Raw genomic sequence first — 25,866 nt, forward strand, 5'->3', positions numbered from 1 at the left:
ATCTTTCTCCATTCTATCGTTTTTCCAGTTTGTTGTAAAGCTTATTTGCTGCCGAGCGCAACCTTGACATCGCCGAAGACATGGGTCTTCTGCAACGCCCCGAGCGCGAGCACCGAGATGGTCGCGCCGCCGAGCGTGCTGACCAGGAACGGCAGCACATAGGCGAACAGCGCCGCCTCCTTGCCCATCAGCAGAGTCGCGACCGGATAGCAGGCGAGGCCGCCGAGGATTCCGGTGCCAGCCACTTCGCCGAGATAGGCCAGCGGCAGGCGGCGGGTGTGTTTGTAGAGCATGCCACAGCAGAACGCGCCGATCATGCTGCCCGGGAAGGCGAGCAGGCTGCCGGTGCCCATGAGGTTGCGGATGAGCGAGGTGCCGAAAGCCATGCTGACCGCGTAGCCCGGCCCGAGCAGCACACCCGCGATGACGTTGACCATGTGTTGGATCGGGAAGCATTTGGAGGCGCCGATCGGGATGTAAAAGGCGGAACAGACGACGCCCAACGCAATCAGCAGGCCTGCGGTGGTGAGTTTTTTGACATTTTGGTTCATACTTGACAACTTCTTTCTTGATGGAATAAAAAACAGCGGGACGCGCCAACCGGCGCGTCCCGCTGAAACTTTCATTTCTGCATACGATCCCTACGTTGGCATTATCCAAATCAGGTGTGCGGGTCGAAGTTGGATGACTTCCTCTCAGCCTGCGTCACAAGCTCCCCGTGCTATTCAATTCGTTCAGATTTTAACACAGGCGGAAAAGTTTGTCAATGTTCGTGAAAACACCATTTGCCGCAAAACGGGTGGGAAAAGTGGAAATTTAGCCATTTCTTCTGTTGACACGCTAGCATGCCAGTGGTAAAATTTAGGCATAGGATCGATTCCCTCCGGTAAAATCCCGCGTGGGAAAGATCTGCCCGCGTTTCGCCCGCTTATATGGCTGTGCGGCGCGGGGCAAACTATCTTCTGGGACTTTGGAAAACTGCTGACAATAAACCGCGGCGCCCATTTAAAAAGCTGCGCGGCGGTACGGAAAAGAAAACAGGAAAGAGGGATTCTGGTGTTAAAACTGACAGCACAAAGCCTACAGGACCGCAAGGCGTGGGAAGCCGCCGGCGTCAAGCTGCCCGGATTCGATTACGCCGCCATGTGTGCGCACACCAAGGAGCATCCTGTCTGGGTGCACTTCGGCGCGGGCAACATTTTCCGCGGGTTCATCGCCCGCCTGCAGCAGGAGCTGCTGAACTCCGGCAAGGCCAAGAGCGGCGTGATTGCCGCAGATACCTTTGATTTCGGGATCATTGACCAGATCTATGCCCCGCATGACAACCTCACCATGCTTGTCAGCCTGAAGCCGGACGGCTCCACCGACAAGGAGATCGTCGCAAGTATCGCGGAAGGCATCAAAGCGGACGGCGCGGATGAAAAACAGATGGCGCGTCTCAACGAGCTTTTCACCAATCCGGAATTGCAGATGGCCAGCTTCACCATCACCGAAAAAGGCTATGCCCTAACCGACCTTGCGGGAAATTTCTTCCCGGTCGTGCAGGAGGACATGAAAAACGGCCCGGACCATGCGCGCCATGCAATGAGCATTGTAACCGCGCTGATGTTCCGCCGCTACAAGGCCGGCGGTTATCCGTTTGCGCTTTGCAGCATGGATAACTGCAGCCACAACGGCCAGAAGCTGCAGGATTCGGTCCTTACGGTCGCCGAAGCCTGGCAGAAAAACGGCTTTGTGGACGAAGGATTTGTCGCCTACCTCAAGGACGCGTCGAAGGTATCCTTCCCGTGGAGCATGATTGACAAGATCACCCCGCGCCCATCTGAAATCGTGGAAAAACAGCTCGCCGCGGCCGGCATTGAAGATATGGCGCCGGTCGTCACCGCGAAGAATACCTTTATCGCGCCGTTTGTCAACGCCGAGGTCCCGCAGTACCTTGTTGTGGAGGATCGCTTCCCGAACGGCCGCCCGCCTCTTGAGGAAGCGGGCGTCTACTTCACCGACCGCGACACGGTCAACAACACCGAGCGCATGAAGGTCACCACCTGCCTCAACCCGCTGCACACCGCGCTGGCGGTTTACGGCTGTCTGCTCGGCTACACGAGCATTGCGGCTGAGATGCAGGACGCCGACCTCAAAAAGCTGGTTGAACGCATCGGCTACGATGAAGGCATGCCGGTCGTGGTGGACCCGAAAATCCTGAGCCCGATGGACTTCATCCACGAGGTCATCGATCAGCGCCTGCCCAATCCGTTCATCCCGGATGCGCCGCAGCGTATCGCTACCGACACGAGCCAAAAGCTGCCGATCCGCTTTGGCGAAACGATCAAATCCTATCTCTCGCGTCCGGATCTCGATGTGCAGGATCTCGTCTGCATTCCGCTGGCACTGGCCGGCTGGTGCCGCTATCTGCTCGGCGTGGACGACAAATGCGAACCGATGCAGGTGAGCAGCGACCCGATGCTGGCGGATCTGCAGAAGATGCTCGCTGGGGTTAAGGTCGGCGAGCCCGCAAGCGTCGGCAGCGCGCTTCAGCCAATCCTCTCGAATCCGGCGCTCTTCGCCGTGGATCTCTATGAGGCAGGTCTCGGCGGGAAGGTCGAAGGCATGTTCAAGGAGCTCATTGCGGGTCCGGGCGCGGTGCGCACGACCCTGCAAAAATACGTGAACGCGTAAAATGGTGTTTCCATGGAAAGGGCCGCGCTAAAAGCGCGGCCCTTTTTGCCGCTTTTCAGACGGGAAAAACTGTGCTATACTACACAAAAACAAACCGGCGCGGGCGGCGGGGCCCTCCGGACGGAAAGGGGTGGTATGGTTGGATAAAAACACAAACGAATCGTTTGCCACGGTAAAGGCGGTACAGGAAAAGCTGGAAGCGGTCCTGGGACATGAAACGGTGAAGGTGGGGATCGCCGACAATCAGGGGATTGTGGTGATTTTCACCGATCCTTCCAGCGCGGGGAAATTTTCCGAACCGGCCTATAAGGCGATTCAGACCGGACGCCCGGTTGTGGTGGACAGGACAAACGAATTCCTGTTTGTGGCAAGCCAGCAGGGGGTGTATGTGCCTTTTTTTCATGAAAAAGAAGCGGTCGGGGTGATCCTGCTGGTCGGAGACCCGGAACTTCTCGCAAAATATGCGGGCATGGCTGCGCTGACCGCCCAGTCGGTTTATGACCTCGAGAGCTACAAAGCCTCCTACTGGGGCAAGCTCGATCAGCGCAACATCTTCACCAAGGTGCTGCTCTACTATTCGGAAGATCCCTATCCGGCGGAGGCCTACAACATCGCGGACAAATACGGATACGACACCGACATGGTGCGGATACCGCTATTGTTTATCCTGCGGTACAGCTACTACCGGGAGGACCGGCAGATTTCCGAGTTTGAACGCAACCCCTACCATGACAAGCAGGATATCATCTGCATCACCCGCGGGCAGAATGCGGTCGTGTTCAAAGCGGTTTCAACAAACCCTGCGGAGGCGGTCGGCCGCTACCGCGAGGTGGTTGAGCAGTATGTCGAAGGGATGCAGGCCCTCAATATCAACGGCGGGCGCCCGTTTATCTGCAACGTGGGGACTTTGCAGAACAAGCTGATCAACTATCAGAAAGGATACCATCACAGCCTGTGGGTTTCGAACAATTCGGCGGATGTTATCGGCGACGACGAAACGCGGATCTATTATTTTTATGACAGCGTCCTTCCATACCTGCAAAGCCAGGTGCCGATGGAGGAGTTCAGCATGATCTTCAACGTTTTCAAGGATGTGCTCAAGGGCGGGGAACGGCAGCGTTTCCTTGATAATATGGGGATGCTCTACCAGCGGAACATGAATGTTTCCGCAAGCGCAAAGGCCCTTTTTCAGCACAGGAACACCTTGATTGCCTGGATTAACCGGATGAAGGAACTGTTTTGTATCGATCCGGTGAACGATGAGATCGGCCGGGAATTTTTCCAGCAGCTGCTTTACTATTACAAGAACACCGAGGATTGAAAACGGATGCACGCACGGGTTTCCCCGTGCGTGCATCCGTTTATGAGTTCCTATGCGCTGAGCAGGCTAGGCAGGAATAGGGTGATCTGCGGGACAAAGGACAAAAACAACACAACCGCGATCAGCGTGAATATATAAGGTACCATACACTTGGATATTCGCTCAACACTGACGCCGGAGATGCCGGAAAGGACATACAGCACCATCCCGACCGGCGGGGTCAGCAGGCCGATCATCAGGTTGATGGTCATGAGCACGCCGAAATGGACCAGATCCATGCCGTAGCTTGCCATCAGCGGCACGAGAATCGGAGTCAGGATGATGAGCGAGGCGGTGCCGTCCATGAACATCCCGACGATCAGAAACAGCAGGTTCACCAGCAGGATTGCGAAGATCTTGTTCGGCACGACCGAGGAGATGAACTCCGCCGCCATTTTGGGGATCTGCTCCTTGGTGAGAATCCAGCCGAACAGCACCGAGGAGGCAGCGATCGCCATGACCATCGCGGTGGTTTTCACCGTGTCGTCAATGAGAGCCGGCAGTTCCGTTACCTTGATCGAACGGGTGGCAAACGCCAGGATGAGCGCGTAAACCGACGCCACGATGGCCGCTTCGGTCGGGGTGAACACGCCGCCCACAATGCCGCCGATCAGGATGACCGGCGCGAGCAGCGCAAAGAAGGATTCCTTGAAGCATTTCCACATGGCGGAAAGCTTCGCGCGCGGTTTTTTAACGTAACCGCGCCGCTTGGCCTGCACATAGACCACAATGGCCATGGCAAACGCCATGACAAGTCCGGGGACTACGCCCGCCAGAAATAGCTTGCCGATCGAGACGCCCGCGATGACGCCGTACATGACGAACGGGACGCTCGGCGGAATGACCGGGCCGATGCAGGAGGACGCGCCGGTGACAGCGAGCGAGAAGCCGTCGTCATAGCCCGCGTCCTTCATCGCTTTGAGTTCGATTGCGCCGAGGCCGCCGGTGTCGGCGATCGCGCTGCCGGACATGCCGGAGAAGATAACGCTGGCAAGGATGTTGGCGTGGCCCATACCGCCGGTGATGTGTCCGACGAGCATATCGGCGAATTTGAAGATACGCTGGGTGATGCCGCCGGAATTCATGACCGCGCCAGCGAACATGAAGAACGGCACCGCCAGCAGGGTGAAGGAGTCGCCGATCGACATGATCATCCGTTGGGTGACGATGTTGAGCGAGACACCGGTCGTTAAGAAATACGAAAGGCAGCTGAGGAAGAGGGAAAACGCGATCGGCATGCCACAGAAAATGAGAATCACAAGGGAAACGACCATTGCGATCATGACAGCGCCTCCTCTCCGGGAACATCCCTATTGGTGCCTCTCAGCATACAAGCGGTGGAAAGCGCCATATGTATGCTGGTCAGCAGACAGCAGACCGGCATGGCAAGGAAAAGAAAGCTCATGGGCATCTCCATGCAGCCCGAGAGCAGCTTGTGCTGGGAAAGCGCGTACCGAAAAGAGTGAGGCAGCAGGTAGAGCATCGCCGCAATCACCAGGAGGTTTCCGGCCACTTTCAGGATTTTCTGCACAGCCGGCGGCATGCGGTCAACCGCGAGCGTCACCGCGACGTGTTTATCCTGCGTCACGCAGTAGCCCATCCCCAGAAAGACGAGCCACACATAGATATAACGGGAGAATTCCTCACTCCACACCAAGGGGGTATTGAAAAAGTAGCGCAGAATGATCTGGATGGTCAGCATAATGAGCATGGTGGAGAACAGGACGATGAGCACCCAGCGTTCGACCCGTTCGAGCCCTTGTATCAAACGATTCACATAAAAACCTCCAGTCCGGTACTACCCGGATAATAGATGCCATGCCGGGCCCCAGGGGATCAGATCCCCTGGACGGCAGCGTAAAGATCGGGGTCTGCGGCGCTGAGCTCATCGATGACGCTCTGCAGGGAAGCGCGGAAGGCGTCCGCATCCACGTCGACCAGCTCGATGCCAAAGTCGTCATGGAAGCTCTGGATGAGTTTCGCTTCGTCGTCTTCAGTCTTCTGATTGCCCCATGCGGCGGCTTCGTTTACAACTTCGAGGAGGATCTTCTGGTTTTCCGGGGTGAGCTTGTCGAGCGCGGCCTGGGAAATGACAGTGAAGGTGACTTCACGCGCGTGGCCGGTGAGGGAGAAGTATTTGCAGACCTCCTGGATATTCCAGGCTGCCATGCCGGACGGTGTGTGCTCCGCGCCGTCGATGACGCCCTGCTGCATCGCAAGGTACTGCTCGGTCGGGGCCATCGGGGCGGGTTCCGCGCCAAGGCCGCGGATGATCGAGATGATCGCGGGCATGTCCGGGCAGCGGATCTTGAGACCCTTCATTTCTTCCGGATTGGAAGCGGCGGCTTTGGTGTTGATCACATAACGGGCGCCCATCGTCTGGGTGCCGGCCACCACGGCGCCAAGCTCGTCCTGCGCCTTTGCAAACAGGCCGGCCTCCGCGTCGCTGCCGACGAATTTCGAGAAGTGGTCATAATCCCGGAACAGGTATGGGGTCTGGAAAACGTTGAAGCTTTCCATCCGCTTTCCGAGCTCGCCGGAACCGGAGTTGCACATATCGATCGCGCCGTCGATGACATTGCTGGTCACATCGGTTTCGTTGCCGAGCTGGCTCGAGTGGAACACTTCGATATGAACCTTGCCGCCGGTGCGCTCCTCCATGAGCTTGCCCATCATTTCGAAAGCTTCCACAAAGGTGGTGCCGGGGGTGGAGGTGGTGCTGTACTGGAGGGTGACTTCCTCCTGTTCGTCAGCGGCGGGCGCGGAAGAATCCGCGGCGGATGCGGCAGGTGCGGCAGGCGCGGAGGAGGACGGAGCGGAGGAACCGGAAGAGCAGCCGGTTGCGAGCATTGCGGCGGTGAGAAGGAGTGCGATTGCACAGCGTTTAACCGAATGAGTTTTTTTCACAGGGAATGCCTCCTAATTCTTTTTTGGTTTATTGTTTCAGATACTGATCAAGGAATGCGAAAATCTTTTCGGTGTTTTCCGGAGTGCGGAAAAAGCTTTCCGCATGATTGATGCCGGGGCAGAGTTCCAGGGTTACCTTTTCAGTGCCGATGGCCTGCTCCAGCTTGTCTGCAAACAGGATGCTCTGCTGGAATGGGACAACGGTGTCGGCGAGCCCATGCTGCAGGAAAAAGGGAGGGGCCTTGGCGGTTATGTAAGTCTCGGGGTTTGCGAAGCGCACCAGCTCCGGCACTTTGCAGGGAGCCTTGCCAAGCAGCATGCCGCCCATCGACCGGTCGTTGCTGCAGGCTTCGTTGGGATCCACGCCGTATTCGGCGTGCTGGCGCTCCAGCTTACCGATATCCATGATGCCGTAGAGGGCAACCACGCACTGGACGTCCGAGGTGTATTGGGCGTTGCCCATTGTGAGATCCTCCAACTCCCGGACGTTTGCAGAGGTGCCAGCCAGCGCGGCGAGGTGCGCGCCTGCGGAGAGCCCCCACAGGCCGATCCGCTGGGGATTGAGGTGATATTCTTTTGCGTGCGCCCGCAGAAAGCGGATCGCGGCTTTGACGTCATAGATCTGCGCTGGGAAGGGCGCGTGGACGCTCAGGGTGTAAGCGAGGGAAACAACCGCGTAACCGCGTTTCAGCCCGGTGAGAACAGGCGCGACCTTGAGCGAACTTTTCACACCGTAATACCAGCCGCCGCCATGCAGATCGATGATGACCGGGAACGGCCCGTCGCCTTCCTCGGGAAGGTAAAGATCCAGGGCCTCGTCTTCGTTTCGGTCGGCGTAGCGGATATCCAAAAACTTTCGTTTGATATCCGGCGTTTCCAGTACAGTATAGGTTTCTGGGCTTTCTTCCAGGACCAAATTTTGATTCCTCCATTTCAAGGGATGCTGTCCGGCCGGGGACATCTCAAAATCTTTAAATTAATCTTACACGTTCGCTTGCGATTTTTCCATATTCACTGGGCAAGGAATTTTTTGAAAATCATGTGCACACTGCACATTTCAAAACTTGTGGCGATTTTTACGATTTATTTTTGAGGTATTTTCAAATAAATTGATAAATTGACTAAAATACATGCTGGCGTTTGCACAATATTAACATTATTTTCATGAAAACAGCCTGAAATCAGAACGAAAGAAAAGATTTCTGCATTTAAATAGGGCAATGTGCTGAAGGGGACGGCGCATTTCTGGGCAGAGAAAAAGGGCCTCCTTCAAGAGGCCCTTTTTCGGGGATGGAAGCGGAACATCACTGCTTTCAGCCTTTTTCGAGCGCTTCCCAGATACCGGTCAGATAGCTCGCGCCCAGCGCACGGTCATAAAGCCCGTAGCCCGGGCGGCCGGTTTCGCCCCAGATCATACGCCCGTGGTCGGGCCGCAGATAGCCGTCAAACCGGTTTTTGTGCAGCGCCTTCATGACCCCGTAGATGTCCAGTGAACCAGCTTCGGTATAGTGGGCGGATTCCTCAAAGCTTCCTTCGCCGACCAGTTTTACATTCCGCACATGCATGAAGTGGATGCGGCCCATGGAGGAATATTTATCCACCAGGCGGACCACATCGTTTTGTGGGGAAGATCCGAGCGAACCGGTGCAGAGAGTCAGCCCGTTCTGAGGCCTGTCGGCCAGTTTGAGCAAGCGGTCGAGCCCCGCTTCGCCGGTGATGATGCGCGGCAGGCCGAAAATCGGCCACGGCGGGTCATCCGGATGGATCGCCATATTGACGCCGCATTCGGCGGCAACCGGGATAATTGCCTCGAGGAAATACTTCAGGTTGGCCCAGAGCCCTTCCTCGCCGAGCGCCTGGTAGGCGGCGATAAGCCCGCTCATCTCGCCGGTGGAATAGGAGGAATCCCAGCCGGGCAGGGCCAGCTTTGTGGGGTCCATTTTATCCACATCCTCCTTATAGTAGACCAGGGCGTTCGAACCGTCCGCAAGCTGCTGGTCAAGGCGGGAACGGGTCCAGTCAAAGACCGGCATAAAGTTATAGCAGATGCACCGGACGCCTGCCTTCCCAAGTTGGCGGATGTTTTCCCGGTAGGCTTCGATGTACCTGTCGCGGGAGGGCTTGCCGAGCTTGATATCCTCATGCACGGGCACACTTTCTATAACTTCAAAATGAAGGCCGGCATTCTCGACCTCCGCTTTAAGCGCCCGGATCTTCGCAGCCGGCCAGGCCTCGCCGACCGGCACGTCATAAATTGCGGTGACGATGCTGTGCATAGTGGGGATCTGGCGGATGTATTCGATTTTCACCGGGTCGTCCGCGCCGTACCACCGGAATGAAAGTTTCATGAAAATTCCTCCAGTTTTTAAAGCTTCAAGAAAATTTTGCCCGGGATCGCCCGCTTGATACGTGTGCCGAGCACATTTTTCGCTCTGTGGGAAAATATCAAAATGAAACCATGATGTCATTTTGAATGTCATTTTTCCGGCAGGGAATCAATTTTTAAATTCCTGATGGTAAAATAAATATGATTGGCGGGATGCGCAAAGGACCGGCCCATCCCGGAAACTGATGTGCCAAAAAAGGAGGAAGCCATGGAATCATTGCTGATGAGCATTCAGGAACATGTCTCGAAATATGTGGAAATGGTCACCACTGTGTTCGATGTGCATGTGGATATCTCGGACAACCGCCTGCTGCGCGTGGCGGGCACCGGACGTTTCAACCGCATGATCGGCAGCCCGATGCTGCATAATGGCAACCTTTTCACCAAATGCATGGAGACCGGCGAACGGATCTTTGTCAAGGACCCGGAAACCGACCAGATCTGCCGCGACTGCATCAACCGCCCGGTCTGCAAGGGGCAGTGTGAAATGGGCTTCCCAATCAAGCTTGACGGCGAAGTGCTCGGCGTGATCAGCATCGCGTCCTCCTCCCCGGATCAGTATGAGACGATCATGCGCAGCGCCGACAAGCTGACCCTTTTCATGGAGAATATCACCGACCTGATTGCCCTGAAAGCGCGGGAATACCAGGATCAGCGGCTGCAGGTCTACAACACCAAACTGCGGGAGAAACTGATCAACCTCATCAGTGACGGTGTCATGATTTTAAACGACAAGAATAAGATTTTATATATGAACAACCGCTGTGAGAAGATCCTCGACTGCAATCTGGCGCAGATTCAGTACCTGACCAAGATCAAGCAGTTTGCGATTGTCGAAAAAAGCGGACACAAAACCGATTCGGCTGATTTCATGGTGCGTATCCGTGCAAAACGGATCCGTCTGACCGGCGTCATACATAATGTAAACGGTGTGAACGAAGGGGAGATCAATAAGGTATTCATCTTCACAGATATCAAGACGCTGCATGAAAACCTTACTCAGAGCGATATGCAGCAGCAGTATAATTTTGATTACCTGATCGGGGAAAGTCCGTCCTTCCTCGAAGCGGTTTCCGCCTGCAAGGCGACCGCCTACAGCCCGAATCCGGTGCTGCTGATGGGCGAGCCGGGGTCCGGCAAGGAGATGTACGCCCGCGCCATCCACAATGAAAGCATCCGCCGCAACAACCAGTTTATCCGTCTGACGCATGGATCGGCGGTCGAGGAGCTGATTGAGAAAGCGGTCTTTGACCGGGAACAGGTTCAGGCGGGCGACGTGCAGGTGAAAAATGAATTGCTTGAGGGCAATACCTTATATATAGATGAGGTCGGAGACCTGAGCCTTGCCAATCAGGTGATCCTGCTCACCGTTATCCAGAACAGCAAATTCAACAACACCAAGGTCATCTGCGGCTCCTCTAAGGATCTGCGGCAGATGTCCCAAAAGGGCGAATTCAAGCCAGAACTTTTTTACGCGCTGGAGGTTTACACCGTCCAGATCCCGCCGATGCGCACCCGCGGCCGGGATATCCTGCTGTTTGTGGACTACTATCTTGAAAAATGCAATGCGGACGCGAACAAGCGGATCACCTTTTCCAAGGAAGTGCGCGGGATGTTCCTCGATTACTCCTGGAAAGGGAATATCCGTGAGATCGAAAACGTGGTGTCCTATGTCGTGGAACAGATGGACAGCCAGGCCACCGAAGTGACGGCGGAGAATATGCCGCCACTGATCCTGCAGCGGCTGCGCGACGACAAGAAAGACGCCTACAACCTTGCAAACGCAGAGAAGGAACTGATCCTCAAAGCGCTCAACGACTTCGGAAACTCCTCACGCTCAAAATCACGGGTGGCCAAGGAGCTGGGTATTTCCAACGCGACCCTTTACCGCAAGCTCAAGCAGTACCGCATCCAGCAGAACACACTGTTTGAATAGCGGGAATCCATTTTATCGGGGGAACGACGATTGACAACGGTTTATCTGGTTCGCCATGGGACGACGGACTTCAATGTATACGGGAAATTCCAGGGCTCGATGGATGTGCCGCTCAACGCGTTGGGGCTCGAACAGGCCCGGTACCTGGGCGTTCGCTTCCGGGAGGTTCCGCTCGACGCGGTTTATTCGAGCCCGCTTTGCCGGGCGCTGCGGACGGCGGAAGGAATCTGTGCGCACCACGCCCTTTCCCCAATCCTGTGCGAGGGACTCAGGGAGATCGACGGCGGTTTGCTTGAGGGCCGTACCGGCGAGGAGAATCTTCGGCGCTTCCCACTGGAGATAGCCGCGCTGCGCGACCGGCCGTCGCGCTTCGCGGCGCCGCAGGGGGAAAGCGCGCGGCAGGTCTATGACCGGGTGGTCGCCGCAATCACTGGGATCGTGGCGGAGAACCCGGGCGGAACATTGGCGGTGGTTGCGCACGGGTTTGTCATCCAGACCTATATCAGCTACGCCCGCAGGGAACCGTTTGAAACTTTCCGCCGGTTTATTGTGGGCAACACGGCGGTGAGCAAGCTTTGCTATGAGCGGCCGGAGGAACCGGAGCTGCTTTACTGCGGGGACGACAGTCATCTTCCGGAGCAGCTGCGGTTTGTGGTGGCGACCAATTTCCTCAAAAAGTGAGCGCGGATGGAGGACATCTGTTCTTTCATGAAATCCTCTGTATGAAACAATTTGTGGAAAGCGGTGTGGAGCCATTTTATGAAAACCGCAGTCTTTTAGCAAAAATGTAAGATGCTGGTTGCTTTTTCATCACATTTGTATTATAATTTAGCTAAATCCAAAAGCAGGAACCGATACAATGTCTGGGAGTCTTGTTGACTCTCAAGGGTGGGCCTGATGAAAACAATTGTACAGAGAAAATGAAATGGATTGGCAAAGGCGCTATGATGGGGGAATTTTATCATAACGCCTTTCTTTGTATATAGTGCCTGCATTGGGCATATGGATTTGTACAGGTCGCTGTGCACGGTTGTATCAAAATGATATGGTCATTTCAAATCCGAAAGATTTCAGAAGGGTAAATCGGAATTTTGCCAGATTTAGGATTGACGATTGCAAATGGCTGGCTGCATTTTATATAATATCGTTGTTGAAAGCGGAAAGTTTTTTGTGAGGAATGCAGGTTTGTTTTGTAGCGTATGATACAAAAATACAAAACTGTAGGAAACCATGCACGAATCCACAGCTGCTGATGGCAACGAAACGGTATCCTTGATTTCCGAAGAAATCCCCGTCCCCCAATAACGTACCGGCGTGGGGCGGCGGTTTTCCGATATCAGCATCCGCTTAAGATCTTGCGCGTCCGGCGGCTACGCCCGTCGGGAGATCCCATCCAATTCCGGAGAGGAGGGACTAGATTTCAATTCGTTTTTGTGTCCGCCGGCCCGGCAGTTCGGGAGCGGAACGCCAATAAAGCGAACGGGGATGGGCGCGCAGTGCATCCAAAAAATCTGGCCGACGGTATGCGGCCGCTCCTTGCCGCGCGAACGCACAGGAAGGCGGAAGGCCGCTTGGGCCTGAAGTCTGAAATTAGGTGCAGGTTCGCGTGCTTGGCCGGAAACCGGAGGGGCTTGTGCTTCCGAGGGCGTACCGGCAATTACGGGGTGTAGAAAAAATATGGAGGTGTTTTCATGGAATTGACCGTCCTGATTTGTTGCTTCTTTTTCCTCATGATCATTGGACTTCCAATCGCTTACAACCTGATTATCAGCTGTCTTGCGTACCTGCTCGTATCAAACCTGCCGATCATCCTGATCGTCCAGCGTATGTACGAGGGTATGAGCAGCTTCTCTTTCCTGGCTGTCCCGTTCTTTGTTTTGACCGGGCAGTTTATGCTGAAGGGCAGGCTGCTGGAAGCGCTGATTGATTTCGTCAATGTGTTTTTCGGACGCGCCAAAGGCGCGATTGCGATCGTCACCATCGGCGCGAGCCTGCTGATGGGTTCGATCGTTGGACTTGCAGTTGCGTCGGCAGCTTCGCTGGGTGTTTTCCTGATCCCGATGATGATCAAGGAAAAATACAGCCCCGCGTTCTCCGCTGCGGTCATGTCCTCAGCTTCCCTGCTCGGCCCGATCATGCCGCCGAGCGTTTTGATGATCATGTACTGCATGGCGGTCGGAAGAACGTCCATCGCAGGCGTCTTTATGACCGCGATCGTCCCGGCGATCATGATTGCCGGCGGCGAAATGATCATCGCATGGTTCATTTCCAAGAAACGTAATTACCCGAGCTACCACAAGACCACCGGCAAAGAGAAGATGCAGGCAACCTGGAAAGCGCTGCCTTCGCTGCTGCTGCCGGTCATCATCCTTGGCGGTATCTTCGGCGGCGTGTTCAGCATCACCGAAGCTTCGGCGGTTGCGGCGCTGTACAGTGGTTTCTTGGCGTTCTTCGTCAACAAAGCTGCAAAGCTTCATGATATCCCGGAAATTTTCCGCGAGGCGGCGCTTACCTCCGGCCTGGTCCTGCTTTTGGCGGGCGCCGGAAGCGTTATGTCCTGGGCAATCGCGAGCGAGCGCGTGCTCGATTACATCATTGGACCGCTTTCCCAGATGCCTCCGTGGGTATTCCTGCTGCTGGTCAACGTTGTGCTTTTGATCTGCGGATGCTTCATGGATGACTATGCGTCCATCGTCATCCTGGCCCCGATCATCGCGCCGGTTGCATGGCAGCTTGGCATCCACCCGCTGCACATTGCGGTCATCGTCTGCATCAACCTGGTGGTTGGTCTTGCGACGCCGCCGTTCGGCATCACGCTCTTTGTCACCAGCCCGATTGCGGGCGTAAAACTGGAGGAGACGGTAAAGGAAGCGATTCCTTTCCTGGTCGTAACGATCGGATCATTGCTCTTGGTCACGTTCGTTCCGGATATCTGCCTCTTCCTGCCGCGCCTGACAGGGTATGCATAAACCCCCAATATTCAAGAGTCCACCAAATTCCGATGTAAATTTAAGGAGGTTGCTTCATGTTGAAGGGTAAAAAAATGTTCGTTCGGGTTCTCTGCCTGACCATGTGCCTTGCGCTGGCGCTCCTGGCCGGCTGCGGCGGCAGTGAGAATGCGTCGTCGGCTGCTCCTGCGGGTGATTCCGCTGCTCCTTCCACCACTCCGGACCTTGGAAAGGTCAGCATCCGTATTTCCGCGTGTAACTCCCTCGAGCATCCCCAGACCCTGGGCCTGCTGGTTATGAAAGATTATGTTGAATCCAAGACCGGCGGCAACGTTTCGGTTGAAGTTTTCCCGAACTCTCAGCTGGGCGCGGAGCGCGAGTCTGTTGAGCAGGTTAAGAACGGCACGCTGGAAATGGCGACCGCTTCGATCGGCCCGATCACGACTTTCTGCGATAAGTTCATGGTTCTGGATATCCCGTTCATGTTCGACAGCTATGAAGAAGCTTGGATGGTTCTTGACAGCCAGGCTGGCTGGGATCTGTTCAATCAGCTTGAGGCTGAAAACCTGAAGGGCCTTGCCTGGATGGAAAACGGCTTCCGCCATGTCACCAACTCGGTGAAACCGATCAACTCGGTCGCAGATTTCAAAGGCCTGAAGATCCGTACCATGGAAGCTCCGATGCACATGGCCAACTTCCAGGCGCTCGGCGCAAACCCGACTCCGGTTCCGTTCTCCGAACTCTACATGGCGATGAGCCAGAAGATCGTTGACGGCCAGGAGAACCCGCTCGCCAACATCTGGGACCTCAAGATGAACGAAGTCCAGAAGTATGTCACTCTTTCCAAACATCTGTATGACTCGATGCCGCTGGTTACCAACCTTGAGTGGTACAACAAGCTGCCGAGCGAATATCAGACTGTTATTTCCGAAGGCGCTCTGTTGGGCCAGAACTACAGCCGCTTTGTCAATGCTGCCCGTGAAGAAGCGATCATTGCGAAGCTGACTGATCTTGGCATGGAATTCAATGAGCTCTCTCCGGAAGCGAAAGCTGAGATGGTTTCGATCTCCCAGACCACCGTTTCGGATAAGGTCAAAGCGGAAATCGGTGAGGATTATGTCAACAAGTTCATGGATGCCATGAATGCCGCGAAAGCGGAAATCCTGCTGGGCGTTGAATAATTAATCGCAAGGAAGACCAATTTCGGTACTCCCGCGCGGATAGGAGGGGTTTGTATGGTGACGAAATTAGATCCTATTGTCAACAAGATTGGCAAGTTCATCCTTGCCATTATCACAGCGATCGGCTGTGTTATGCTGGTGGTTTCCTGGACACACGTTTTTTGCCGGTATGTGCTTGGAAGCTCGCTGACCTGGTCGGAGGAGTTCCTGAAGATCACGCTGGTGTGGTTCTGCATGCTGAGCGCGACCGTTATTTCCCAGAGCAGGGAACATATCGGAATCGTTATCTTTAAGGAAATGATGCCGAAAAAGATCCAGAAAATGTGTGAATATTTCTCCCAGTTTTTAATGCTGGCCGCCTCGATTCTGGTTTGCATTGTGGGAATCGTCCTGCTGATTAAAACCGCAGGACAGACCACCCCGGCTTTGCGTTGGCCGATCGGCATTGGCTATTCCGCCGTCCCGATTTCCTTTGGACTGATGGCTTTCTATGAGGTTCGCAACCTCTGGGCGGACATCAAGAGCAAAAAAGCGGAAGCCTGACAAAACCAACATAAAATCCTCCCAAAGCGAATTTCGCTTTGGGAGGATTTTTCTTTTAATTTATGATAGAATGAAACAGGAAGGCGGGTTGAAAGATTCACGTGTTTTCTCAAAATGATTCGATTGAAGCGAAGTGAGAACAAATTGGAAAGCGGCCTGGTGCGATTCGCGGGTTTCCAGAGCATTTCATTGCAGACGGCGGACAGCTCTGATAAAATGAAAGTGGAAAGTCGTCTGCGACAGATTGAAATGCAAGGAGGAGATCAACTATGTATGAGATTCAAGTGAAGGATGGAATGGCCCGTTATCTGGACGATGTGGAGGGGATTTCGCTTTCGGTTCCCGCAAAGAACTGCCTTGGGATGGCAGCCATCAAGCCGATTCCGCCCATCACCGACCCGGCGGTCTATGAACAGATTATCCAGAACCCGGTTTCCGGAAAACGGCTTTCGGAGATTGCCCGGGAGCGGGGCGCCAAAAGCGCCTGCATCATCGTATCGGATTCCTCCCGCCGCGTCCCAACCGATAAGGTTTCCGGGCATCTCATCCGGGAGCTGACGGAGGCGGGCGTCCCGCTTGAGGGGATTCTTTTTATCGTTGCAATCGGTGTGCACCGCCCGGCGACCGAGGCGGAGATGCGCTCCTTCGTGGGTGAGGAATTCTATGGCAAGGTGCGCATTGAGAACCATACGCCGTTTGACAAGGACAGTTTCGTCTATCTGGGGGACACTTCCTACGGCACCCCTGTGGAGGTGAATCGCCGCGCTTATGAATGTGACCTGCATATCTCGGTCGGTAAATGTGAACCGCATGAATTCGCGGGTTTTTCCGGCGGGCGTAAATCGGTGCTACCAGGGATCTCGTCCGAACGCACCATCGTCATCAACCACAAGCCGGAGCACCTCTATTCCGAATGCGCGGTGCCGGGCGTGCTGGAAGGCAATCCGACCCATCTTGATATGCTGGAAACGGCCAAGATGTTCCGGATGGATTTCACCGTCAACTTTGTTGTAAACGACAAGCTTGAGCCCTCCGCGGGGTTTGCGGGCGGTCTGGAGGAATCACACGCGGCTGCGGTGGCCTATATCCGGCAGTTCTGCAACGTGCGGCTCGAGACAAAGCCGGACATCATTGTCACCACGCCGGGAGTGCCTCTGAACCTCGATTTTTATCAGTCTATGAAGCCGCTCATCGCGCTGACAGACGTACTGGATGAGGATATCACCGTTGTGCTTTATAGTGACTGCCCGGAAGGCGTGCAGTCGGTGGATATGCTGCGTCCATTTGAGAACACCGATAACCTGGCGGATATGGAAAAATATCTGCTGGAGAATTACGAGATTCAGATGGATCACGCACTGCTGCTTTCCAAGATCTTCAAAAAGCATGTGAAGATTGTGGTCTACTCCCCGAATGTTTCGGACGATGTTATCTCGAAGATGTATATGGTTCCCTGCAAGGACCCCGAAAAGCTGATGGAAACAGCCTATCAGCTCTGCGGCAAGGAAGATCCGAAGGTTCTGTTCTATCCGCAGCCGCAGAAGGGGCTGCCGGAACTGGCAAAATAGTTTATAAAAGCCCAGGGGAAGGGACCGGTATGCGGATTCCAGCTGAATGAATCATGGGAGATTGAACGAATGGATCGATATAAAGGTGCAGTCTATACGGCGCTTTCCGCAATTATTTTTGGTTTCACACCGATTTTTGCCAGGCTTGCCTACGACGGCGGCGCGAACGGCATCACTGTGACCTTCCTGCGGGCGGCCCTGTCGCTGCCGATCCTGTATGTGATCCTGCGCATGAAGAAGGTACCGGTCGCGGTGAATGAGCGGGAGTTCAAAAGCCTTGCGCTAGTGGGGATACTCGGTTCCGCGCTCACGACGATCACCCTTTACGCTTCCTACAGCTTCATTTCGGTCGGAATGGCCACCACCATCCATTTCATCTACCCGGTGCTGACCGCATTGAGCTGCATTCTGTTTTTCAAAGAGCGGATCGACAAATGGAAGGCGCTGGCGCTTATACTGGCCACGGCCGGCGTGCTTTTCTTCATGGACCGCTCGTCCTCCGCCGCGTTTATTGGGATCGTTTTGGCAGTGGTTTCCGGTTTTGCCTATGCCTTTTATGTCGTGGGGGTTGATAAGACCGGCCTCAAGGACATGTATTATTTTAAGCTGTCATTTTATCTGTGCATCTGTACCGGCGCCAGCGCGGGACTGTTCGGCTTGGCAACCGGCAGCCTGACCCTGTTCGAGATGACGCCGCTTGCCTGGTTTTACAGCTTTTTGGTGTCCATTTTCGTATCGATCGGCGCGTTGGCGCTTTTCCAGTTGGGTATCCGGTATATCGGGGCCTCGACCGCGGGAATCCTTTCCACTTTAGAGCCGATCACCAGCGTGATCCTGGGGGTTTTGATCCTGCATGAGGAACTCTCCTGGGCAAAGCTGGCGGGGTGTATCCTGATCATTCTGGGTATCCTGCTCATCACCGTTTCTCAGGCGCGGTCGCCGTTGCTCAAAGAGATCCATGTGGAGCCGGTCGAAGAAACTGAATAAAACTTAAAAAATACCATCTGTTTTTTACAGATGGTATTTTTTGTTGCGTAAATAACAGATGTATGGGGAATTTCATGTTATTTTCGTTCCGGGCGCAGCGCGTATTCAAGCTCCTCCTGACTGGCGAGCAGACCGCGCACACGTTCTGCAAATTCCCGCTGCAATTTGAGCGGCGGAAGAATATAGGAGAGTTCAAGCAGATCGGCCTGGGAAATCTGCGGCGAACAGGAACCGTACTTGAGGCTGTTAAAATCCATATGCCGCATCAGGCAGAGCAGGAAAGTCCGATCGATCTCCTGCTTGAGCGTATCAAGATAAAAGGCGTTTTCATCGATCCAGCAGGGCTCGCTGACCCGGCGCACCGACCCGCAGTAGGTGCCGACCCGCCCGATGATGAACAGGGCGGATTCGGGTCCCGCGAAAGCGCTGCCGATCCAGCCTTTGACACCGTTTCCACCATAGACCGGAAAATCCCTGCCGGGGCTGTCTTTGGGCAGGCGGCGGCCGGAACGCAGGCTGAACAGCATATGCCCCTCGGCGGTGGGCCATTCGGTTTTGCCTTCAAACATTTCACAGAAGATCTGTTCCATCAGCGCCTGGCAGTCGCGGCAGAGCTTCCGCAGCTGCGCGCGCCGTTCCTTGAGATGCTTATCGGGCACGGGCGGATCGCCAAAAAAGCTGAGCTGGACATTGTCCTGCTGCGCCGCTTGGGGAGATATCTGCTGCAATGCACGGATTTGCGCGTACAGCTCTGTTTCTGAGATTGCGCCGGTCGGTTTCCCCTGGCGGATATAACGCGCCGGGTCAAGGCAGAACTGTTTTTTCGCAAGCGTTTCGGGCGAAAGCCACAGCGCGTTCGGATCGGCGGTATCCTCCAGGAGCCGTGCTGCAAACGCCCGGAGGACGGTCTGGGTAAACCGATCGTCGAGCGGAAGGGAACGCGCGTCATACATCCAAACCGGGCCGGACGTCCCCTCGCCGGTTTTGACAAAGGACAGGACGGCGGTGTAGACGTTGGCATACGGCTGATAGGTGTGCAGCGGCAGCAGGATGACCGCTTCGAGCCGTTGGTGTTCGACCAGTTCGCGGCGCAGGGCTTTATCCATTGCGCGGGAGAGCAGACCATCCGGCACGATGGCCGCGCAGCGCCCCCCAATGGGAAGCCGTGAAATCGTGTCGTAAAGAAAGAGGGACTCCAGGCGTTTCGCGCCGTAAGGGTTGGCCGGAGGATTCTCAAATCCGGAGATTGGACCGAACGGCGGGCTCAGGAGGGCAGCGTCGGCCGCGAAGCGGGAGGTCCCGGTCACACAGGTGATCGGGAAGGGGACGAACGTCTCGTCCGTTCTCCCCGGAACGGGGTTCAGCCGCTGTGTGCCGGGCGGCGTCTGGAGCAGTCCGGCGGTGGTGAGCATAAAATCGGAGTCGCTCCGATGGATCATCCGGCTGATGACCGCATGCACCGATTCGAGCATTGCGGCGGATTCAAGCAGAAGATCCGCTGAACCGGCGGGCATATCAGGCATGGAATCCCTCCTTTAGCTTTCCTGGTTTAAGGATACCATTTTTCGACTGGGATCGCAACCGCGGGAATCGCGACAGCAACAAAAAAATACCCGCCCGGTTCAGATGCCGGACGGGAGTGCGCAGCCGGTTTCAGGGTCGAAAAGATGCAGTTTGACACAGTCGAAAAAGATGCGGAAGAAATCGCCCGGCTGGGCGGCTTCGCGCGGAGACACCCGGGCGACCAGCTTTTCGCCGCCGCAGGAGAGGTGCAGATGTTTTTCGCTTCCCATCGGTTCAACCAGCTCGATGACCGCGTTTACCGGATGTGGCGCGCTTTCGCCCGGAAACGCCGCGCTGCTATGTAAATCTTCCGGCCGGATGCCAAGGATAAGTTTTCTGCATCCGGCGTTTTCCAGTACGTGTGGTGAAAAGCGTTTTGCAGGGATCGGGAGAGCGTTTTCCCCAAAGACTGCGTAGAATTCTCCTTCCCGCTGTTTGAGCGCCGCGGGAAGGAAATTCATCTGGGGCGAACCGATGAAGCCCGCTACAAACAGGTTACAGGGATGGTCGTAAAGCGCCTGCGGAGAATCGACCTGCTGGATGAAGCCGTCCTTCATCACGACAATCCGGTCGCCCATGGTCATCGCTTCGGTCTGGTCGTGGGTGACGTAGACGAAAGTGCTTCCCAGCCGCTGGTGCAGCCGTGAGATCTCCGCGCGCATCGCGGCGCGCAGTTTCGCATCGAGGTTGCTGAGCGGTTCGTCAAGCAAAAAGACCGCTGGGTCGCGCACCATCGCGCGCCCAAGCGCGACCCGCTGGCGCTGGCCGCCGGAAAGCGCCTTTGGTTTGCGCGGGAGCAGTTCCGTGATCTCAAGCTGGCGCGCGGCATCCTCGACCCGCCTGTGGATCTCGGCTTTGGGGATTTTACGCATTTTGAGACCAAAGGCCATATTGTCGTAGACAGTCATGTGCGGATAGAGTGCGTAATTTTGAAAGACCATGGCAATATCCCGGTCGCGCGGCGGCGTTTCATTCATCCGTCTGCCACCGATTGCAAGCTCGCCGCCCGAGATCTCCTCCAGTCCGGCGATCATCCGCAGGGTGGTGGATTTGCCGCAGCCGGACGGCCCGACCAGGATGATGAACTCCCGGTCTTCGATATCAAGATTAAAGTCCTGCACAGCGGCCACCCCTCCGGGATAGACCTTGCAGATATTTTGCAGTGTAACACCTGCCATTGGATTTGTCCTCCTGCATGGTGGAATAAGTGTTGTGCATACGCCAAGGGCGGATCAGCGCTGCCGCGAACTGTGAAAAAGAGTTCCTTAAAGAATCCGCTGCGGCAGCGTCAGGACGAAACGCGCGCCGCCTCCGGGCGCATCCTCTAAGATGAGACTGCCCTTGTGCAGATGCGCGATCTCTTTTGCGATCGAAAGCCCAAGCCCATAGTGCTCCCGTTTGCTGCGCGACGCATCCGCCCGGTAGAACCGTTCAAAGACCCGCGCTTTCTGTTCATCCGGGATGCCCGGCCCATTGTCGGTGACGGTCAGGCAGACTGCCCGCCCGCAGCGCACGGCCGCAAGCTGAATTTTCCCGCCTGACGGGGTATAGCTGACGGCGTTGTCTATGAGGATCGACAGCACCTGTTCAATCCGGCTGGCGTCCCACCGGCAGCGTGGGAGCGGTTCGTCCGGCAGCATGGCGGTAATTGAGAGCCCGTGCTGCCGCGCGACGGGCTCGAACCGTTCGCTCACCGAAAGCAGCAGGGTTTCCGGTTCGACAGGGGCGGTCTCAATCGTCCAGCGATGGATATCCGCTCCCGCCAGGGTGAGCAGGTCGCCGGTCAGCCGGGAGAGGCGGGTGCATTCGCTTTCGATGGTGCGCGCAAACCGGCGCGCTTCCTCGAGCGGCGCCGACTGGATCGCGCCTGCGCTCGCCTGCATCACCGCGAGCGGAGAGCGCAGCTCGTGCGAGGCGGCGGAAACAAATTCGTCCTGCCTGCGGCGGTTCTCCTCCACCGGTCGGATCGCCCGGGCGGTGAATACCCAGGCGAACAGGCCGAGGCAAAGGATTGCGGCCGCGGTGAAGCCGGCGAAAATCCAGCAGAGGTTTTGGATCTGAAGCTGTTCCTGTGTTGCGGATTTGAGCACCGTCACGCCGAGCCAGCCTTTTGCCACGGGTACGGTACAGACCGCCGCATGGTAACGGACCCCGCCCGTATCGAGTGTGAAAAGCACCTTGTCCGGCATGAGGCTTGTGGAAGGGGGCTTTGTGCAGTCGAAGCCGTAAAGCGCAAGCGCCTGTTGCTGCGCCAGGCTGGTGAGCGCTTCGCGCTGCGGGTCCTGGTAGGTATAAAGGAAGGGGCGGCCGTTATCTTCCACACGGATCAACAGGCCGCCCGCTGCTTCGGTTTGAGAAAGCCAGGTGTGGTCGATGGCGGTCTGGCCTCGCAGATAGAAAAAGATCGCGTTCAGGTTGCCCTGGAACGCCTCGTCGGCACGCTGGGAGAGCTGCTGTACTGAGAAATGCAGTGAGGCCAGCGCCATGACGAGCAGCACCAGCCCGGTCACAGCGGTGCAGACAAGGGTGAGCCGCCGCCGCAGTTTTTCAAACATCGTCTTCCTCCAGACGGTATCCGACACCGCGCACGGTTGCGATCTGAAGCCCGCTGCCAACCGAGCGCAGGCGGCGGCGCAGGAAATGGATATAATTGTCGAGGTTGCCTTCCTCCACACCCGCGTCAGGACCCCAGACACGGGCCAGCAGCACGCCGCGCGGCAGCGTCTGCCCGGGATTTTTAAAAAATGTTTCCAGCAGGTCGCTTTCGCGCTTCGAGAGAGAACATTCGCCCTCCCGACCGCGCAGGAGCTTCTGCATTGGGTCAAAGTCCACGCCCGCGTAAGAGAGCGTCCCGCTCTGCTCCCATCCGCGCGGGCGCCGGCACATTGCCCGTACCCGCGCGCGCAGCTCTTCGATGGCGAACGGCTTGACGAGATAGTCGTCCGCACCCGCGTCGAGTCCTTCGACCCGCTCGCCCACGCCGCCCAGCGCGGTCACGAGCAGCACCGGCGTGCCGATGCCTTCGGCGCGCGCCTTTTTCAGAAGCGACACGCCGTCGAGCTTCGGCAGCATCCGGTCGAGCAGCACAAGGTCATGGGCGCGTTCGCGCATCCATCTGAGGCCGTCGTCCCCTTCGCGGCAGGCATCCACCGTATAGCCGTCCGCCGTCAGTGCGAATGAAACAGCCTCGCAGAGCTTTTCGTCGTCTTCAATCAGTAAAATCCGCATGCCGTCCTCCAGAAATTCCATTGCATTCTAAAGGTAAGTATACCACAGCTTTCTGGAAAGTTTCTTTAAAGCATCCCCGAAACCGGAAATCTTTTTTCCAGAAAGTTTAGAGATTCGCGTGGTATCGTTAAAGCAGGGCGGGCGCGGAAACTTGCGCCAGCCTGATTTTTGGAGGTAACGACAATGAAACAGATTCTGAAACGCCTGGCGTCCGGGATGCTCGCCTGCGCCATGCTCGCGCTTACTGCCTGCGGGGGAACCGCAGACCCGTCTGGCTCTGCTCCGGAAAGCGGCGGGGACGCCGCGCAAACAGCCAAAGGGAGATATATCGAGGAGCAGATCGCGCTTCCGGAAGGTGTGGGGACCATCCGTACGATCAATCAGCTTGCGGATGGAAGCTATCGTATGGTTGCAAACGAGAACGCAGACAACAATCTCGGCCCATGGAAAATCTGGGGCAGCGCCGATAATGGCGCAAGCTGGCAGCCGGTGGATGCGCCGTATCTCGCGGCGTTTGAACAGGCATCAATCAGCTTTGCCTATTTTGCGCCGGACGGACGGCTCTATGCGAGCTATTCGATCATCACGCCGGAATTCATGGAACAGGCGATAAACGATCCGGAATCCATCACCGAATATCCGGAGGAGATTTTTGCCTATGCCGATCCGGATGCGGCCGAGCCCACCCGGCTTGATATCCCGCTGCCAGCCGATGAAAACGGTTCAGGTACCAACGCGGTCAAGGTCACGCCGGATGGTGACCTGCTGTTCGGCACCTATTTTTCGATCCACCAGGCGGACGCCGCGACCGGTGAAGTGAAGAACGTTTACGAGGGGCTGGGCGTGGTCGCGGAGGGCAATTTTGCCATCGCGGGTGAAAAGTTGCTGATTGCCGGCGCGGATAAGGTGCAGGCATACGACCTTGCGACCGGGGAGCGGCTGTCGGAGCTTTCCGCGCCGAAAGAAAGCGGCGTGGAGGACAGCGATCTCAACTGGAGCCGCCCGGCGCGGGTACTGACCGCGGCGCCGGATGGTGAAACCTTTTATTATTGCGACCGAGGCGGCATCTACCGCGCGTTTGTGGACGGAAGCTCGGTGGAACGGCTGGCTGACGGCGAGCTGCTCTCGCTCGGAATGCCGTCGGTCTGGGCGAGGGGGATTTTCCGCAACGCGGACGAAAGCTTCCTCATCTGGGCGGGAGATGACAGCGGCGAGAATTTACTGCTGCGCTACCGTTTTGACGCGGAAATTCCCACGGTCCCGTCGACAGAACTCAAGGTCTATTCACTTGAGGATAACAAAACAATCCGGCAGGCGATCGGCATGTTCCAGCGCAGGAACCCGGATGTGCGCGTAAATTACCAGATAGGGCTTTCCGGCGGCGAAGGGATCGCTGTTTCCGACGCGCTGCGCACACTTTCAAATGCCCTGCTCGCCGGGGATGGGCCCGATCTGCTGGTGCTCGATGGCATCCCGGTCACAAGCTATATTGAAAAAGGCGTGCTGGCCGACCTTTCCGCGCTCGCGGACCCGCTCATCGCGGACGGCAGCCTGCTTCGCAATGTGGCGGAAACCTACCGCCAGGACAGCGGGCTCTATGCGGTGCCGGCGCGGTTTTCTACGCTGATGCTGCAGGGGGACGACGGCGCGATGGCCTCGGTGAAGAACTTTGTGGATATGGTGGATTGGGTGGAAAAGCAGGAGAACCGGCAGCTCGAATGCACCGTGCCGCAGTTTTTGCTCCGCCAGTATTATCCGCAGCTCGCGCCGGGATGGTTCGGCCAAGACGGCACGCTTGACACGGCGGCCTTCTCCCGCGATCTCGAAGCGCTGGGGCGGCTTTCGAAGATCCCGGGCGCGTGGAACGAACGAATGCAGTACGACGAAAGTTATACGGACGACCTGGTGTTCAGTGCAATCTGGTGGAAAGCGAAGATGCTTTCGCTCAATGTTGGCACACTGAACGCGGTCAAGGATCTGGCGCCGCCCGACGCAGCGATTAAAGAGCGTGGGGAGGGCGGAATTGGGCTTTTCCCAAGCGAAAACGGGCCGGTATTCATGCCGCGCACCGTGCTCGGGGTGAACGCGGCGGGCAAGCAGCCTGAACTGGCGCAGGACTTTTTGCGGTTTGTCCTTTCGGAAGAGGTGCTCAGCTTCAATTTCGACGATGGAATACCGGTGAATGCGGCGGCGCTCAAAAAGAACGCCGAGAACCCCTATTCCGAAATGGACGATGGGATGTATTATTCCACAGTCACCTCGACCACCAATGAGGAAGGGATTGAAACCGAACAAGTGATGGTGGAGATGCGGGTACTCTGGCCGGAGGAGAATTTTATGGATGGGATGCTCGCACAGTTCGCGGCGATCGAAACCGCTTCTCCCGTGAACCTGGTGATACGGCAGATCCTGATCGATGAGACCGCGCCTTATTTTACCGGGGAAATGACCCTTGATGAGGCGGTTTCGGCCTTCGAACAGAAGGTAAGCCTTTACTTGGCCGAATGAAACCGCGCGAAAGGAACTCTAAAAGCTTTTGCAGTACCCGCAGGCGCTGTGGGGTCCTCTTTCTGCTGCCAAGCC

General features: G+C 56.3%; 20 protein-coding genes and 1 riboswitch. Of the genes, 10 read left to right on the forward strand and 10 right to left on the reverse strand.

Going from position 1 to position 25,866, the window contains the following annotated elements; translation table 11 throughout:
• Nucleotides 1-41 precede the first annotated feature (41 nt).
• Complete coding sequence (thiW, locus tag DWV16_RS13460; RefSeq protein ID WP_066457663.1) at nt 42-551, reverse strand: energy coupling factor transporter S component ThiW; 510 nt, start codon at nt 549-551, stop codon at nt 42-44.
• Between the two features lie 70 nt (nt 552-621).
• Nucleotides 622-729, reverse strand: a riboswitch (TPP riboswitch).
• A gap of 327 nt (nt 730-1,056) precedes the next feature.
• Between thiW and DWV16_RS13465 the strand changes: the two genes are divergently transcribed.
• A complete protein-coding gene (locus tag DWV16_RS13465; RefSeq protein ID WP_243007330.1) occupies nt 1,057-2,676 on the forward strand; it encodes a mannitol dehydrogenase family protein in 1,620 nt (539 codons plus the stop codon).
• A gap of 139 nt (nt 2,677-2,815) precedes the next feature.
• Nucleotides 2,816-3,997 carry a sugar diacid recognition domain-containing protein gene (locus tag DWV16_RS13470; protein ID WP_066457666.1) on the forward strand — a complete coding sequence of 394 codons (1,182 nt, stop codon included), beginning with the start codon at nt 2,816-2,818 and terminating at the stop codon, nt 3,995-3,997.
• Nucleotides 3,998-4,047: 50 nt separating this feature from the next.
• On the opposite strand, the gene DWV16_RS13475 is transcribed toward DWV16_RS13470, so the two are convergent.
• From DWV16_RS13475 to uxuA, 5 genes are all read right to left on the reverse strand, one after another.
• Nucleotides 4,048-5,319 carry a TRAP transporter large permease gene (locus DWV16_RS13475; protein WP_118479729.1) on the reverse strand — a complete coding sequence of 424 codons (1,272 nt, stop codon included), beginning with the start codon at nt 5,317-5,319 and terminating at the stop codon, nt 4,048-4,050.
• Nucleotides 5,316-5,813, reverse strand: a complete 498-nt coding sequence (locus DWV16_RS13480; protein ID WP_066457671.1) for a TRAP transporter small permease — start codon at nt 5,811-5,813, stop codon at nt 5,316-5,318. Before DWV16_RS13480 ends, DWV16_RS13475 begins: the two co-directional genes overlap by 4 nt.
• 59 nt (nt 5,814-5,872) lie before the next feature.
• Nucleotides 5,873-6,943 carry a DctP family TRAP transporter solute-binding subunit gene (locus tag DWV16_RS13485; RefSeq protein WP_118479731.1) on the reverse strand — a complete coding sequence of 357 codons (1,071 nt, stop codon included), beginning with the start codon at nt 6,941-6,943 and terminating at the stop codon, nt 5,873-5,875.
• Between the two features lie 28 nt (nt 6,944-6,971).
• Entirely contained in the window at nt 6,972-7,859 is an 888-nt protein-coding gene (locus tag DWV16_RS13490) for an alpha/beta hydrolase (RefSeq protein WP_158572891.1), read from the reverse strand.
• Nucleotides 7,860-8,256: 397 nt separating this feature from the next.
• Nucleotides 8,257-9,291: a mannonate dehydratase gene (gene uxuA, locus DWV16_RS13495; protein WP_118479733.1), complete on the reverse strand. Its 1,035-nt coding sequence runs from the start codon at nt 9,289-9,291 to the stop codon at nt 8,257-8,259.
• A gap of 246 nt (nt 9,292-9,537) precedes the next feature.
• Between uxuA and DWV16_RS13500 the strand changes: the two genes are divergently transcribed.
• From DWV16_RS13500 to DWV16_RS13530, 7 genes are all read left to right on the forward strand, one after another.
• The gene (locus tag DWV16_RS13500) at nt 9,538-11,265 is read left to right on the forward strand and encodes a sigma 54-interacting transcriptional regulator (RefSeq protein WP_079988210.1); all 1,728 of its coding nucleotides are present in this window, start codon (nt 9,538-9,540) and stop codon (nt 11,263-11,265) included.
• Nucleotides 11,266-11,295: 30 nt separating this feature from the next.
• Nucleotides 11,296-11,946, forward strand: a complete 651-nt coding sequence (locus DWV16_RS13505; RefSeq protein WP_158572893.1) for a histidine phosphatase family protein — start codon at nt 11,296-11,298, stop codon at nt 11,944-11,946.
• Nucleotides 11,947-12,956: 1,010 nt separating this feature from the next.
• Nucleotides 12,957-14,234: a TRAP transporter large permease gene (locus DWV16_RS13510; RefSeq protein WP_066457686.1), complete on the forward strand. Its 1,278-nt coding sequence runs from the start codon at nt 12,957-12,959 to the stop codon at nt 14,232-14,234.
• Between the two features lie 56 nt (nt 14,235-14,290).
• Entirely contained in the window at nt 14,291-15,394 is a 1,104-nt protein-coding gene (locus DWV16_RS13515; RefSeq protein ID WP_079988211.1) for a TRAP transporter substrate-binding protein, read from the forward strand.
• A 54-nt stretch (nt 15,395-15,448) separates the two neighbouring features.
• On the forward strand, nt 15,449-15,937 hold the full coding sequence (locus tag DWV16_RS13520; RefSeq protein ID WP_066457688.1) for a TRAP transporter small permease: 489 nt from the start codon (nt 15,449-15,451) through the stop codon (nt 15,935-15,937).
• 269 nt (nt 15,938-16,206) lie between these two features.
• Nucleotides 16,207-17,505, forward strand: coding sequence for a nickel-dependent lactate racemase (larA, locus tag DWV16_RS13525; RefSeq protein WP_066457690.1), 1,299 nt, complete (start codon nt 16,207-16,209; stop codon nt 17,503-17,505).
• A gap of 69 nt (nt 17,506-17,574) precedes the next feature.
• A complete protein-coding gene (locus DWV16_RS13530) occupies nt 17,575-18,492 on the forward strand; it encodes a DMT family transporter (protein ID WP_066457692.1) in 918 nt (305 codons plus the stop codon).
• 77 nt (nt 18,493-18,569) lie between these two features.
• Here the strand turns inward: DWV16_RS13530 and DWV16_RS13535 are convergent, their stop codons facing one another.
• The 4 genes from DWV16_RS13535 to DWV16_RS13550 all read right to left on the reverse strand — a co-directional run bounded on the left by DWV16_RS13535 (nt 18,570) and on the right by DWV16_RS13550 (nt 23,283).
• Entirely contained in the window at nt 18,570-20,015 is a 1,446-nt protein-coding gene (locus DWV16_RS13535) for an N-6 DNA methylase (RefSeq protein ID WP_118479737.1), read from the reverse strand.
• Nucleotides 20,016-20,114: 99 nt separating this feature from the next.
• Nucleotides 20,115-21,233, reverse strand: coding sequence for an ABC transporter ATP-binding protein (locus tag DWV16_RS13540; protein WP_118479739.1), 1,119 nt, complete (start codon nt 21,231-21,233; stop codon nt 20,115-20,117).
• 87 nt (nt 21,234-21,320) lie between these two features.
• Nucleotides 21,321-22,610: a cell wall metabolism sensor histidine kinase WalK gene (locus DWV16_RS13545; RefSeq protein ID WP_118479741.1), complete on the reverse strand. Its 1,290-nt coding sequence runs from the start codon at nt 22,608-22,610 to the stop codon at nt 21,321-21,323.
• Nucleotides 22,603-23,283 carry a response regulator transcription factor gene (locus DWV16_RS13550; RefSeq protein WP_066457712.1) on the reverse strand — a complete coding sequence of 227 codons (681 nt, stop codon included), beginning with the start codon at nt 23,281-23,283 and terminating at the stop codon, nt 22,603-22,605. Before DWV16_RS13550 ends, DWV16_RS13545 begins: the two co-directional genes overlap by 8 nt.
• A gap of 183 nt (nt 23,284-23,466) precedes the next feature.
• Between DWV16_RS13550 and DWV16_RS13555 the strand changes: the two genes are divergently transcribed.
• Nucleotides 23,467-25,791 (forward strand): ABC transporter substrate-binding protein, encoded by a 2,325-nt coding sequence (locus DWV16_RS13555; RefSeq protein ID WP_118479743.1) that lies wholly within the window; start codon nt 23,467-23,469, stop codon nt 25,789-25,791.
• Nucleotides 25,792-25,866: the final 75 nt, after the last annotated feature.

It is taken from the genome of Anaerotruncus sp. AF02-27 (assembly GCF_003465835.1).
GTDB classification, from domain to species: domain Bacteria; phylum Bacillota; class Clostridia; order Oscillospirales; family Ruminococcaceae; genus Anaerotruncus; species Anaerotruncus rubiinfantis.

Bases quoted from the DNA above. Each gene is read 5' to 3' on its own strand.
- DWV16_RS13535 (WP_118479737.1), bottom strand. From the start codon at position 20,015: ATGCCTGATATGCCCGCCGGTTCAGCGGATCTTCTGCTTGAATCCGCC.
- larA (WP_066457690.1), top strand. From the start codon at position 16,207: ATGTATGAGATTCAAGTGAAGGATGGAATGGCCCGTTATCTGGACGAT.
- DWV16_RS13550 (WP_066457712.1), bottom strand. From the start codon at position 23,283: ATGCGGATTTTACTGATTGAAGACGACGAAAAGCTCTGCGAGGCTGTT.
- DWV16_RS13540 (WP_118479739.1), bottom strand. From the start codon at position 21,233: ATGGCAGGTGTTACACTGCAAAATATCTGCAAGGTCTATCCCGGAGGG.
- DWV16_RS13520 (WP_066457688.1), top strand. From the start codon at position 15,449: ATGGTGACGAAATTAGATCCTATTGTCAACAAGATTGGCAAGTTCATC.
- uxuA (WP_118479733.1), bottom strand. From the start codon at position 9,291: ATGAAACTTTCATTCCGGTGGTACGGCGCGGACGACCCGGTGAAAATC.
- DWV16_RS13500 (WP_079988210.1), top strand. From the start codon at position 9,538: ATGGAATCATTGCTGATGAGCATTCAGGAACATGTCTCGAAATATGTG.
- DWV16_RS13475 (WP_118479729.1), bottom strand. From the start codon at position 5,319: ATGATCGCAATGGTCGTTTCCCTTGTGATTCTCATTTTCTGTGGCATG.
- DWV16_RS13545 (WP_118479741.1), bottom strand. From the start codon at position 22,610: ATGTTTGAAAAACTGCGGCGGCGGCTCACCCTTGTCTGCACCGCTGTG.
- DWV16_RS13510 (WP_066457686.1), top strand. From the start codon at position 12,957: ATGGAATTGACCGTCCTGATTTGTTGCTTCTTTTTCCTCATGATCATT.
- DWV16_RS13530 (WP_066457692.1), top strand. From the start codon at position 17,575: ATGGATCGATATAAAGGTGCAGTCTATACGGCGCTTTCCGCAATTATT.
- DWV16_RS13515 (WP_079988211.1), top strand. From the start codon at position 14,291: ATGTTGAAGGGTAAAAAAATGTTCGTTCGGGTTCTCTGCCTGACCATG.
- thiW (WP_066457663.1), bottom strand. From the start codon at position 551: ATGAACCAAAATGTCAAAAAACTCACCACCGCAGGCCTGCTGATTGCG.
- DWV16_RS13555 (WP_118479743.1), top strand. From the start codon at position 23,467: ATGAAACAGATTCTGAAACGCCTGGCGTCCGGGATGCTCGCCTGCGCC.